This window comes from Streptomyces sp. NPDC048671, assembly GCF_055587045.1.
Genome location: NZ_JBVJHB010000021.1, coordinates 73,610 through 85,600, shown reverse-complemented (window position 1 = coordinate 85,600; position 11,991 = coordinate 73,610). Strand labels below are relative to the sequence as shown.

Below are 11,991 nucleotides of genomic sequence, written 5' to 3'. Positions count from 1 at the left end.
TTCCCTCCCGAGCGCGGACTCTGTCCACAGGGCCGCAATTGCAGGCTCCTCTTGAAGCCACTGCGATCAGCGCGGCGGCCCGCCAATGAGGAGTTGTCATGCCGCAGAGCCCCGCCAATGCATTGTCCGAACCGCTGACCGAGGAAGCAGTGGCAAGCGCCTTCCGCTACCTCCGGGCGATCCAGACCGGAGACGCCCGGACGGTCGGCGAGCTCGTCGTCGCCGAACCGCGGATGGCGGCCTTCCTCACCGGCATCGCCGAAGGGATCGTCGAGGTAGGCACCTCGCTGCCCGGCCCGGACGACGACGCACCGACATGGGACTCCTTCAGCCTGGAGGCTCTCGGCAAGGTCTTCCTGCGCGCCCTGCGCACCTGGCAGCAGGCCGGACCGGACGCCGCCCCGGGCATCGCCCAGACGGTCATCAACTTCGTCAAGGTGATCCTCTGCGAAGAGCACGACGACATCGCCCACGCCCTGCACCTCTACGAGTCGTGCGCGAGGGGCCACCTGCTCCAGGACGCGCGGGCCGCATCGGCCGCGGCCTGCCCGGTGAACACCACCGCCCCGTAGCGCCCACCAGGTGAGCCGCGCTCATCGCCGCGCACATCCCCTCGCCGCCCCGCCAGTTGTCACGTCCTGCGGCCCTCCGACCAGCGCGAGGGCCCGTACATGAGGAGCCCCCTATGCCCGAGACCACCATGCCGCTCGCCCCGATGACCCCGCACGCGGTGATGAGCGCCTTCAACTACCTCCGGGCGATCGAGGCCGACGACATAGAGGCCGCTGCCGAGTTCGCCGGCGCCGAGCCGCAGATGGCCGCGCTGCTCGTACAGGTCACGGAACGCGTCGTCATCCCGGTCACCACCCTGTCGCACCAGGAACAGGAGGACGTGCCGTGCGACGACTCGTTCGCGCTGTTCGAGCTGGGGCTCTGCTTCCTGGCCACCCTGCGGTCCTGGCACGAGCAGGCCGGCGCCGACGCGGCCCCGGGCATCGCCCTCGCCCTCATCCGCTTCGCCACGCAGATCCTCACCGAGAACCACGAGAACGTCGCCGACATCCTGCACCAGCTCAATGCCGTCGCCCTGGGCCAGGCGATGGAAGCGCACCCGGTGCACCGCACCACTGCGTAGAGCGCACCACCCGATGCCGGTGGCGCGCATCGTGCGCGCGCCACCGGTGGGAGGTGCGGTCCATGGTGCGCACCGTGGACCGCGCCGCGCGCACCGGGTGCGCGCACCTCCCCAGAGGTGCGGTGCTCCGTACGCACCGTGCATCGCGTCGCGCGCATCCGGTGCGCGCACCTCCTGGAAGGTGCGGTGCGGTGCGCGCGCCGCGCGTATCGAGTGCGCGCACCACATCACCGTTCGCCGTCTCGCAGGCGAGGCGGACTCCCATATCACACACCCCCTTGTCCGCGATCTGATCGGCGGCCGGGACTGGCTCTGACAAGGGGAAACGTCCCGGTAGCGAATGTGGTCAAGGAGGAACATGCGGCCTCCCAGAGCTGGACAAGGGGTCTGCGGCCGGCCGAGTCCGACCTGGACAAGGGGTAGGCGACCCGCCGCCCGGAGCTGGACAAGGATTAGGCGAACAGCCGGTGCGCTCGATCCGGGAGGGCTCTCCGCTTCGCGTGCGGTGCGGAACATCGGATGCCGGACATCGGGGTGCGCGCGTGAGTGCCGGACATCGTGGTGCGCACGGTGCGGTGCGAAACATCGAGTGCCGGGCATCGTCATCGGAGGTGCGCACCGGGTGCGGTGCGGAACATCGTGGTGCGCACGGGAGTGGAGTCCACCCGGTGCGGTCCACCCGGTGGAGGCCACTCTCCACTCGGTGGAGTCCCCCGATGCTCTGCATCGGATGCCGGGCATCGTCCACTGGATGCTGAGCATCGTGGGTTCCACTCGGTGGACGATGCCCGGCATCGTCACCACAGCCAGGCGCTGGAGTGCCGCACCCGGGACAGGGCGCGGGCATCGCGTCGCGCGGCGGCGTTGCCGAGCCGGTTCTGCCGGGACCGGGGCCGACGCGACTCCCCTGCGGCGAGGCGGCGCTTCCCGGCGTCCTGGAGCCGCCGCCGCTGCTTGTGCAGCTGCAGCTTCTTCGCCGCTTTCGGCTTCGGCGTCCGGGGCCGCTTCCAGACCGGCTGCCACCCTGCGGGCTCATCGGGCTCGGGCTCCTGGTCCTCGTCGAGCGCGGCGGCCATCTTGGCGCGGGCCGCGCGGGCGCGGGCGACGGCGTCCTGGGGATTGGGGAGTTCTTCCGGGGTGCTCACGCGACTCCTCCTGTGGTTCGGCCCGGCGTGTGCTCGATGCCGGGCTGCTGGTTGTGCGGCGTCGGGGCCGGCGCCGGGGTGGGCTGTGGACGCAGGCCGTGGGCTGCTTCGCGTGCCCGCTTGCTGTCCTGGATCGTGGCGGCCACCTTCGCGGCGGCGGCTTCCATGGTCTGGCGGGTCTGCTCCACCGCGTCGATGCCGGTCTCCGCCTCCAGGAGGCGGCCGGTCTTCGGGCCGGTGTGGAACGGCCGCGGGTGCGACCTCGAGGCAGCGGGCACAGCGACGGCGTACGGCAAGGGGCGGGAGCCCAGGCGCTCCGCACGCCGCGCGGCGCGGACCCGGGCGGCCAGGGCGCCGGCGGCGAGGCGGGCCCGCTCGTACGGGGGCGCGGTGCGCTTGCGGGTCAGCGGGCGCAGCACGGCCTGGTCGTCGGTGTCGTTCGGGTACAGGGCGGACAGGTCGGCGGTCCTCGTCCGGCCCCGGCCGACGGGGCGGGTGTAGTCGTCGACGGCTGTCTGCACGATCTGTTCGTCCAGGCCCGGCTGGTGGGGTCGGCCGCGCAGGACGTAGGAGAGGTGACGGCGGACTTCGGCGAGCAGGTGGTGACGCTTGAACGCCCCGCGCATGACGTACACCACGGCGACGGCGTCGACGGCGGCCAGCACTATGTCGACCACCGGCCGTACCCGCGCCCACACCGCCGCGGCTGCCGCCCGCGCCCGCTCCGCCAGCCGGTCGATGACGTCGGCGCCGAACGCGGCGACCGCCGACTCCCGCCATCGCTCGCGGAGCTCGGACAGCGACCGCAAGTCCTTGCGCTTCGGGGGGCGCGTCCGGTCGGCGGCCTTACAGGCCAGCGCGTACCCGGCCCGCTCCCCGGGCGTATGCCCGTGAGCGTCTTCGTAGTCGGCCACCAGGACGGACAGTGCGTCCTCGATCTGCTGGCGGCGGGTCGACTGCCAGCCGATGAGCCGCTGATCAATCCCCGCAATCTCCATCACGGGCCGGTAGCCGGGCGTCACCTCGCGGGGCTCCCACGCCCACCCGAGCCGGGCGGACACCTCCTCCATGAAGAACAGGAGGTACAGGGTGTCCGCGACGACGATGTTGGCCAGCAGCGAGTCCGCCGACAGATTCCCCCACGTCCCCGCCTCGTCCGGCCGCCGGACGCGAATCGAGATCACCGCATGATCGTGGAGCAGCGGCCTCGATTCCGTGGCTCTGGACTCGTAGTGCCGGAACACGGCGACGATCAGCCCATCCCGGATGGGCTTGCGGTGCTTGCCGTCGCTCCCCCATCGGATCTGCGCGACCGACTCCCCCACCCACGCCAGCGTCTTGTCCACGGAGATGTCCTGGCACAGCTCCAGCACCCGGCGGATTTCGTCTTCGCCGAACGCCCACGCGATGTGTGCCGTCGGCGGCGGCCGGAACGTGAAGTCCATGCCCAGCCAGGGCCTGCGCTCCTTGGCCTTCTCGGTCTTCGGCGACCGATTGTGCTCGATGGGCCTGCCCAGCACGGTCGCCCGCCGGGCCTTCGCGGGATCGTCGCCCGCCTCCAGGCGCTCGCGCTCGATCCGGTCGCCGTCCGGGTGCCGGCCCTCCCCCAGGAGCAGTTCGGCCTGCCGCTCGCTCACCACGTCCCCCGCCGCGAGGCCGACCGCGGCAAGTCCCCGGCCCCGCCAGATCCCGGGCGGGACACCTGCTTCGTCTTGGGCGTCGCGCAGCGCCGTGCCCGCGGGGCGGTGGCCGTCGCCGACCATCACGCCGCGAAAGAGATAACGCACCCCGTCACCCGGACGGAGCTCCGATTTGCTGATCATCGGCACATGAAACACCCGGTTTGACCTGCGCAAAAGCATGATCGGGGGTGCTTCCCGCCGGGCGGGAGGCCATCACCAGATCTTCACCGTGGCGCCCGCCAGGCGGGCCGCCGCAGCAGCCAGAGACGGTAAGCCGCCGACGTGTGCACAGTGCGCCGCATGAACACGAACCGGCTTCACGGGGACCTCTGCCCGCTGTGCCGTCGCCCGCTCACGCGGCGCCCACGGGTCGTCGTGCGCTCGGCTGGCGTGCCGTACCCCACACGAGCCGACCACCTGCCCAACTGCGCCCGCTGACCCGGTCATCGAGCAGAAGTGGAACGACCTGATGAACGACTCCGACGGGAGCTGACGGCGGCCGTGCGATTACTGCGCCCCGACCACACGAGCATCACCAGCCACGAAAACACACGACAACCGACTCCACCGTCATCGAGCACGCACCAGCGCACCGCACCCCCGACAACCCACCGCCCATGACCGCGCAACGTCACCGACGCCCTTCAACACGAGCAGCCACCACCGCCCTCGGCCACCGGTCGGGGGCTTCGTGCTTCCCGGAGGAGTTCGCCGTGCCCACGTACGAGACCCTGCCGCGCTTCACCGCCGACTTGGACCGCCTCACCCCGGAACAACGCCGCAAGTTCCACCAGACCGTGGCGGCCTTCGTCGAGGACCTGCGCGCCGGAGGGCGCTTCCGCGCCGGCCTCCGCATCAAGCGGGTCCAACGGGCGACCGGGATCTACGAGCTCACCTGGTCCATGGGCACCGGCCCCGCAGGGCGCGCCACATGGCAATACGGACCAGCACATCGCCCCGACACCCCGCACGTGATCTGGCGTCGCATCGGCACCCACGACATCCTCACCGGCCCTTGACGCGAAGGCTCCCAGCTACTTTCCCGCGTGAAACCAAGACGGTCCAGCTGAGGCCAGGGGGCTGGCCGCTAGGGTTCGGCCCGCCAGGTTGCACCACCCCGGAGGAAGAGATGACGACGCCGCTGCCTCGGCCGAAGCGTAAGAAGAAGGGCGAGGGCAGCGGGTCCGACGTGATGGTCACTATGGGCTGCAGTGACACCTGCCCTGTCTTCCCCGGCAAGCGTTACTCGACTGGATCTACCGAGATGGTTCAGCACGACTTCGGCATGCGGGCAGGAGACGGGCTGAGCCCTCGTCCGACTCGCGGGGCCCCGGGTGAGGGGGTCCCGCGCTCACGGAGTCGGCGGGCTGCCGGTCAGTAGGCCACGATCGACAGGTTCTCGGCCCATCCGCCCGAGCCGCAGTCCCAGATGGACGCCTGCTCGGTGCTGCCGTTGCGGTGCCCCAAGGTTCCGGTGAACGGTGCGCTGCCCTGGAGCGCGGCGCAGACGCCGTAGACCCGGAACGTCCCGCTGCCGCTCTGGCAGAGGCCAACGGCCCGGTGTCCGTTGTCCGCGGTCCAGGTGACGCAGTTTCCCGCTGCCTGGGCCTGGGGTGCCAGAGCGACGGTTGTTCCCAGCATCGCGGCCACCACGAGTCCTGACGTGCCGAACCACTTCTTCGCCTTGTTCATGGATCTCCCCGGATCGGTGGACTTCGAGCTGGTCGTGGTTCGGCGGGAGGCCAAACCGTCGCGCAAAGCTAGCAATCGGTGGTTCGGGCGTGTATCCGTTCGTGGGATGCTCCGGAAATCCACACAACCGGAGTCTGGAGGTCGGGGCACGGGGCGTGGGACGCCAGGCGGCCCGGACGGCTGCTGGCCCCTGGCGTCGGGCCGTACGTTGATGCGGGCCAATGCAGTCATCACGCCGCTGAAGACGTGATTGACGGCGCGTTTCACTCGGCTCCGGGCAGTCCTTCAGTCCTCTGCGGGGCGGGCGCGGCCTCCAGCCGGTCCAGGCGTTCGTAGAGGACACGGACAGGGCGCGCGGTTCTGGACACAGCGCACGGTGCCCTCGATTGTCGCGGACAGCTGGTTTTCCGCCTCGCGCAGGATGACGTCGGCGAGTGCCTTCGGCCCGCTGTCCTTGGGCAGCTGGTCGGCATGGCGGCGGACGTCGGCGGCGACTGCGCGGGCGTGGCCGGTGAGCTGGAGGGCGATCTGCTCCAGGTCGCGGGGGGGGTGAGCGTGTCCTGGCCGGTCCACGCGAGGACGGCCGTGACGAGACACTCGTACGGCTCACGGTCGAGCGGGAGCTCCGCCTCGATGAGGCCGTCGGGGTCGTACAGGACCGTGTGGGCGCTGGTGTGCATGGTGGGTCCCTGCTGCTGGGGCGTCTTCGCGTGGGTGGTCGGCGGTCACCGCTGGGGGTCCTCGCCGCCGTCGGCTCCGTCGTCCTGGTCCTCGCTGTGCTGACCGAGGAACCGGGCGAAGCCTTCACCGGAACACGGAGTTCCCGTGGAGCAACAACCTGCCGTTCATCGTGGACAATGCGCAAGCGTGCATCGTGTACGCGCCCCTGCACGCGTCGGAGCGCATCCTGGGGGAGTCGCTCACCCCACGAGAGGCTGCCGCGTTGGTGGTGGCCACCCTGCCCGATGACTGCGGCCCGGCCTTCGAAGGGCCGTGGCCCCCACCGAGGAACCCCACCGACTGAACCGGCCGCGGAGGGCTCCTGCCGTTCCCGTCAAACGGCGCTGATGCCGCCCCGAGACGGGTCACGAGCCCTCAGCGAGTAGTCACGTGTCGACCGACGCCGTTGGCGGGCCCCACATCGGTGGGGCCCGCCAACGGCGATGCGCTGAGTGCTTCGCCGTTGGCGGCGGCTACGCCCCTGCGCGCAGGCCTGTGGCGACCTGCTGGAGGATATCTGCGAGCGAGTTTCGCGCGTCGGCGGGAAGGTCTCCTCGCATATCCGCTGTGACGGCATCGACCCCAGCGCTCCGCTGGAAGTAGCGGAGGATGAATGCACTCCGCTGCTCGGCGTCGAGCTCGGTGAACGCGGCATCCATGAGGGCCTCTCCCTGCTGCCGGGACGGAACCCGTACCTCCTGGCGGGCCCCTGCATTCGGTTCTGAGGGTGCAACTGCGGGGCTCCCTACCTCCAGGGCGTCATCGCTTCCCGATGCGGGCGCCATTACGGCGTAATGATCCTGGGCTGGAGGAGCGGGAGCCGGGATGGCTGGGGGCTTGGAGGCTGCGCTCCTCCGTGGAGACTTCTGTTCCTTCTCCTTGAGCTGGTGAAGGTGTGCTTCCTGCTCTTGGGGCTTCTTGTTTCCCACACGCCTCAGCAGCGCTGCGGATTCCTCGCCGGACCGCAGCTTCTCCTTCAGCTCCGGCGTCAAGCTCAGGAGTGCGAGGCGCTGTGACACCCACCCTTGTGAGCGGTGAAGGCGGGCGGCGAGAGCCTCTTGCGTCTTGTGGATCTCGAGGAGTTGCTGGAGGACCTTCGCTTCGTCGAGGGGGTCGAGGTCTTGGCGGTGGATGTTCGCGACGAATGCGGATTCGAGGATCTCGTCCGGACTACTGCCAAGTTCGTCGTCCAGCATCACCTTGATCTCGGTGAGGCCTGCTTCGCGGGCGGCGGCGAGGCGCGTGTTGCCGTCGATGACGACGTACTTGGCCCCCTCCTCAAGATCGTTCTTCCGGTCGGGGTTGCCTTCCAGGTAGGCGAACCGGCTCATGATGCTGATGGCGGTCTTCTGCCCGTGGTCGCGGAGACTCGCTCCGAGATCGGTCAGGTCACCCAGCTCCTCCCGGGGGTTGGCCGGGTTGAGGCTGATGACGTCCACAGGAAGCTTGAGCGGCGGAGGAGCGCCGTCAGTGGGAGCGGCTGCGGCGGCTTCGATCGCGGCGCGGCGGGCGCTGATACCGCCCCTGGCCTGGCCGAATGAAGCACTCGCGCGCAGGGTGTCTGCCTTGCTCATGAGATCTCCCTGGTGAGTGCACGCATGCCGACGGCCTGGTCGCAGCGTGGTGCGTAGGCGAGGAGGGGCCGCTTCAGGCGGACGGCTTCCTTCTGCTCCTTGAGGTCTCCGATGACGCCGACGACCCGGGGATCCTTTATGTCGATCCAGGACTGGAGAGAAGAGGTCGCGATGTAGCCACGGCGTGCGTCGTAGTGGTTGACGACGATGCCGAGGTAGTCGAGCTCGAGGTGCATGTCGGCCCGGAGGTCCTCGATCTGGTTGGTGAGGAGCCCGTAGGCGTCGGCGGAGCTGTCTTCGGCCTGGACGATGATGAGGATGCCAGAGTTGCCGGGGGCTTCGCCGTCGCGGCGCCGTCCGTAGTAGGCGGCGGCGTCCATGCTGAGGCCGAGGCTCGGGGGGCAGTCGATGATGATGACGTCGTAGTCGCCTTCGACCGTTCCGAGGACGCGTTCGAGGGCTGCTTCGCGGGCGCGGACGCTGGAGAGCTTTACGTCGAGCAGGAAAGCGTCTGTGCACGCGGGCAGTAGATGCAGCCGGTCGCCGAAGCGTGGGTCCTCGATGGGGACGATGAGGTTCTTGAGGTCGCTCTTCGCTTCTCCTGCCATGTGCTTGGTGAGGGAGTCGCCCTCGATGGGCAGCGGGTCGTGACCGAGCTGGTTGGTGAGGTGGCACTGCGGATCGAAGTCGACGAGGAGAACGCGGAGTCCGAGTCCGGGAAGATCCTCGTAGTCGAGGGGAGAAGCCGGTTGCGTGTCGGGCTCGACGAGAGCGGCGGCGAAGTGCTTGGAGATGCGTACGGGGTGCAGCTGGTCGCTGTCTTCCGCGAAGGCTTCACCGACGCCGGCGGCGAGCGCGGTCTTGCCTACGCCGCCTTTCTGGTTGCAGATGATGATCCGCTTGGGGTGCTCCGGGCGGACGACGCCTGGGGCGGGGTTGGTGTCGAGCCAGAAGAGTACGGACTGCGTGAGCCCTTGGATGAGCGAGACTCCTCGGGAGGCGCAGGCCTCACGGAACTCGTCCCACTGGCCTGTCGGGAGGAAGGTGGCGAACGGTTTGGCACCCCCCGTGTCGGCAGTGGGGAGGTTCGCTCCGAGCCGGCGCCATGCGGTGATTCCTGCTTCGACAGCATGCTGGATGTCGGTGCCGTGTTGGGCTGCGCGGACCTTCAGGTCTTGCTGCAGGGCGGAGGGCAGCTTGGAAACGACCTTTTCGCGGTCGGCTGCGTCAGGCGAAGTCATGCGCATACCTTACTAACGACACAGATCATCTTCACCGGAGGCGCGTTAGCTAATACCATGAGTGCCCATCAGGGGGCGGTATTACGGCGTAATACCGCGGCCCCGCGCACTCGTTGACCGGGCGCCCGGTCAACGAAAACGGCTCTGCGCCCCTCTGGCGGCCGCGCAACTGACCCCACGTCCGATCACACCACGACTTCCGAGTTCACCCGCGAGAACCCCCATTCTGCAGGTCGCTTTTTTCCCATAAGCGTGCTTCAGCCACCTTGAGCCTCCGCTGGGCGTGAGAACAAGCGCCACGGCGTTGACCAGGAGCACAGACGTGTCGGTGCCATTGGGGGCAGCGAACAGATGGTGGTCACTGGCGTTGAACGGCCCGAACCTCGCAGCGAGACGGTAGCCAGGCATGAGGGTGGTCTCCTGCCCATCCAGTGCGCGGTGACTCGGTCGTGGTCCTGCTGGGCGCGCCAGGTCTGGCTCCATGCCAACGTCGTCGGGTAGGGACAGGCCGACGGCGGCGTGCGGTGTGTCGAGGTGGACCAGGGTGACGACGATCATGTCGGGCCCGTGGTCGCCTCCGGGGCGGGTGTGCGCGCGCTCGGTGAACGGGCCGATCCGTACGGCGATGTCCTGGGCAGTGCCGGGTGCCCAGGGCTGCGGGTTTCGTACGGCGGTGCGCATCGCGCGGAACTGGTCGACGGCGGCTTGGTCCTCGGGGGAGTGGGCGCCGGGCGCGTGCCCGCAGCGGCGGAAGGAGGGCGCTTCATCGGGTGGACTCCTGCTCGGGGGTGCGGTGGGCCCGCCCGGGGGACAGCGTCGGGCTGAGGTAGCGGGCGGCGGTGTCGACGAACTGGTCGTGCGCGTCCTTCGCGGCCTCGCGGGCGGCGGTCAGGTCCTCGGTGGTGGCAAACGCGTCCCGGATCGCGTAGGTCAGCGTGATCATGCGGTCGGCGGCGGCGCGCACGGTCTGGTTCTCGAAGAGGACGCGCAGGGCGACCAGCGGGCGGGTGACGGCGCTGCGGGTCATGTGGCTCGCGCCGCGCAGGGCCTCGATCCGGTCGGGTCCAGCGCCGTTGAGGATGGCGTCGCCGCGCATCCACATCGCCGTGCGGTGGTCGGAGGCGGCGCAGGCCAGTGCGGTGACGGCTTCCAGGCGGTCGCGGCGGATCGCCTCGCCGTGGCTGACTCGTACGGAACGTTCGGCGGCGCGTTCCTGGAACCGGCCGGACACGATGGCGCCCAGCAGGGTGGCGATGACGGCGAGGCCGGCGGTGATGAGGGTGGCTACCATGCGTGGCTCTCCAGAGTGCTCGTGAGGGTGGAGTGCTGGGGGAGTGGCGCTTGCGGCTCGGGGCGCAGCGCGGTGTCCGGCGGCAGCCACCGGTGGGTGCAGTGCCGGCAGCAGTGGACGTGGCTCCATCCGGGGTGGTCGGGTCGCTTGGTGAAGCGGGTGGAGCGGCTGATGCGGGTGCAGGCCGGGCACCGGGACGGGATCGCCATGTCCTCCCGCTCCAGCCATTCGATGGCGATGAAGGTGGCGGGCTGGGTGGTCGGGGCGTCGGGGTCGGCGTCGTCGACGTACCAGGGACAGTCGTCGTCCCGGCCCGCCCTGACGGCCTGGATGTGGGTGCGCCGGATGCCGAAGCGGATCAGGTCGGTGAGTTCGCTGGTGGGCACGATGAGCTCTCCGAGCACGCGTCGGTGGTAGGCGCTGGTGACGGCCAGGACCGTGCGGTCGGTGAGGTGTCCCAGGGCCAGGAGGCGGTCGCTCTCCTCGCCCAGGGCGGCGGCCGGGGTGCCGTGGAGGCGGTCGAAGCCCGGCTCGGTGCCGGACAGGGCGAACATCTCGCCGGGGGCGGCGTCGGTGAAGACGGTCACGAAGGTCTCCTCGAGTTGAGGGGTGGCATCCGGGGCGGCTGGGCTCGTGGCCGGCGGCCGCCCCGGGCCGGACATGGGTGAAGCGGCCCGCCGTGATCGAGGCGGGCCGCTTCGGGGCCGTACGGGGCGCGGCGGCGGTCAGCCGCTGGCGGGGGTGTTCATGCGGAGTTCGGCCAGGGCGATCCCGACCGAGGCGCAGGATCCGGAGCAGAACGTGCGGGCGGGCATGGTGGAGCCCTGGACGTGGATGCGGACCCAGCCGCGGCGCTGGACGCTGCGGCCCGCGACTTCCTGGCCGCACCCGTCGACGGGGCAGTCGCCCGGCGGCAGGATCCGGCGTCCGGGCTGGGAGCCGGACGCGGCGGTGACGTACTGCCCGCCGTACCACTCCCGCTGCTTCTGTGAGCGCTCCTGCACCGGCTTGCCGGTGCGCTGGGCCTCGCGGACGGCGGCCAGGCAGCCGCACTCCTCGGTCGCGGGGACCTTGCGGTAGGTGTGCTGCCGGTAGCCGCGCATGCTGCCGTGGTCGATCCCGGCCTCTTGTCCGATGACGCTCATCGCGCCTCCTCCTTCGGGGCGTTGAGCGCCACGGCCGCGGTCAGGATGTCGGCGTGGTCGAACGCCAGCGGCGGGAGACCGTTCAGCGGCCACCAGCGGGCGGTGCGGGCGTCGTCTCCGGCGACGATCGGGGTGTTGGCGGGGACGGTGGCCACGTACGCGACGGTGACGTACCGGCCGCGCGGGTCGCGGTCGGGCTGGTCGAAGACGCCGACCTGGCGCAGGTCGTCGGCGCTCACGTGGACGCCGGTCTCCTCAGCCAGCTCACGGACGGCGGCGTCCCGGCTGGTCTCTCCGGCGTCGCAGTGACCACCGTTAGGAACAGTTCACGTGTCTCAGGGCCGCTGCTGTCTCATAGATCCCTGT

General features: G+C 70.1%; 12 protein-coding genes and 2 pseudogenes. 4 read left to right on the top strand and 10 right to left on the bottom strand.

What is annotated here, in order from left to right; all coding sequences use genetic code 11:
- Positions 1-98 precede the first annotated feature (98 nt).
- Together ACZ6S6_RS33535 and ACZ6S6_RS33530 are read left to right on the top strand one after the other, a co-directional pair.
- Positions 99-572, top strand: coding sequence for a hypothetical protein (locus tag ACZ6S6_RS33535; RefSeq protein WP_469708718.1), 474 nt, complete (start codon positions 99-101; stop codon positions 570-572).
- 113 nt (positions 573-685) lie between these two features.
- The gene (locus ACZ6S6_RS33530; protein ID WP_469708716.1) at positions 686-1,135 is read left to right on the top strand and encodes a hypothetical protein; all 450 of its coding nucleotides are present in this window, start codon (positions 686-688) and stop codon (positions 1,133-1,135) included.
- A 797-nt stretch (positions 1,136-1,932) separates the two neighbouring features.
- Here ACZ6S6_RS33530 and ACZ6S6_RS33525 read toward each other — a convergent pair.
- Together ACZ6S6_RS33525 and mobF are read right to left on the bottom strand one after the other, a co-directional pair.
- Positions 1,933-2,280, bottom strand: coding sequence for a hypothetical protein (locus tag ACZ6S6_RS33525; protein WP_469708714.1), 348 nt, complete (start codon positions 2,278-2,280; stop codon positions 1,933-1,935).
- Positions 2,277-4,103, bottom strand: a complete 1,827-nt coding sequence (gene mobF, locus ACZ6S6_RS33520; RefSeq protein ID WP_469708712.1) for a MobF family relaxase — start codon at positions 4,101-4,103, stop codon at positions 2,277-2,279. Before mobF ends, ACZ6S6_RS33525 begins: the two co-directional genes overlap by 4 nt.
- Positions 4,104-4,675: 572 nt before the next feature.
- On the opposite strand from mobF, the gene ACZ6S6_RS33515 reads away from it, so the two are divergent.
- The gene (locus tag ACZ6S6_RS33515) at positions 4,676-4,981 is read left to right on the top strand and encodes a hypothetical protein (protein WP_327340844.1); all 306 of its coding nucleotides are present in this window, start codon (positions 4,676-4,678) and stop codon (positions 4,979-4,981) included.
- Between the two features lie 355 nt (positions 4,982-5,336).
- Here ACZ6S6_RS33515 and ACZ6S6_RS33510 read toward each other — a convergent pair whose 3' ends face one another.
- Together ACZ6S6_RS33510 and ACZ6S6_RS33505 are read right to left on the bottom strand one after the other, a co-directional pair.
- A complete protein-coding gene (locus ACZ6S6_RS33510) occupies positions 5,337-5,654 on the bottom strand; it encodes a hypothetical protein (protein WP_469708710.1) in 318 nt (105 codons plus the stop codon).
- A gap of 263 nt (positions 5,655-5,917) precedes the next feature.
- A pseudogene (locus ACZ6S6_RS33505) lies at positions 5,918-6,334 on the bottom strand (DUF6415 family natural product biosynthesis protein).
- 134 nt (positions 6,335-6,468) lie between these two features.
- Here ACZ6S6_RS33505 and ACZ6S6_RS33500 point away from each other — a divergent pair.
- A pseudogene (locus tag ACZ6S6_RS33500) lies at positions 6,469-6,678 on the top strand (DUF6193 family natural product biosynthesis protein); the annotation flags it as partial.
- Between the two features lie 169 nt (positions 6,679-6,847).
- Here the strand turns inward: ACZ6S6_RS33500 and ACZ6S6_RS33495 are convergent.
- The 6 genes from ACZ6S6_RS33495 to ACZ6S6_RS33470 all read right to left on the bottom strand — a co-directional run bounded on the left by ACZ6S6_RS33495 (position 6,848) and on the right by ACZ6S6_RS33470 (position 11,888).
- A complete protein-coding gene (locus ACZ6S6_RS33495; protein WP_469708708.1) occupies positions 6,848-7,948 on the bottom strand; it encodes a ParB/RepB/Spo0J family partition protein in 1,101 nt (366 codons plus the stop codon).
- Positions 7,945-9,189: a ParA family protein gene (locus ACZ6S6_RS33490; protein ID WP_327340847.1), complete on the bottom strand. Its 1,245-nt coding sequence runs from the start codon at positions 9,187-9,189 to the stop codon at positions 7,945-7,947. Before ACZ6S6_RS33490 ends, ACZ6S6_RS33495 begins: the two co-directional genes overlap by 4 nt.
- A gap of 763 nt (positions 9,190-9,952) precedes the next feature.
- Entirely contained in the window at positions 9,953-10,480 is a 528-nt protein-coding gene (locus ACZ6S6_RS33485) for a hypothetical protein (RefSeq protein WP_469708706.1), read from the bottom strand.
- Positions 10,474-11,067, bottom strand: coding sequence for a hypothetical protein (locus tag ACZ6S6_RS33480; RefSeq protein WP_327340849.1), 594 nt, complete (start codon positions 11,065-11,067; stop codon positions 10,474-10,476). The genes ACZ6S6_RS33485 and ACZ6S6_RS33480 overlap by 7 nt, the downstream gene beginning before the upstream one ends.
- Before the next feature lie 138 nt (positions 11,068-11,205).
- Complete coding sequence (locus tag ACZ6S6_RS33475; protein WP_327340850.1) at positions 11,206-11,625, bottom strand: hypothetical protein; 420 nt, start codon at positions 11,623-11,625, stop codon at positions 11,206-11,208.
- On the bottom strand, positions 11,622-11,888 hold the full coding sequence (locus tag ACZ6S6_RS33470; RefSeq protein WP_469708774.1) for an NUDIX domain-containing protein: 267 nt from the start codon (positions 11,886-11,888) through the stop codon (positions 11,622-11,624). The genes ACZ6S6_RS33475 and ACZ6S6_RS33470 overlap by 4 nt, the downstream gene beginning before the upstream one ends.
- Positions 11,889-11,991 lie beyond the last annotated feature (103 nt).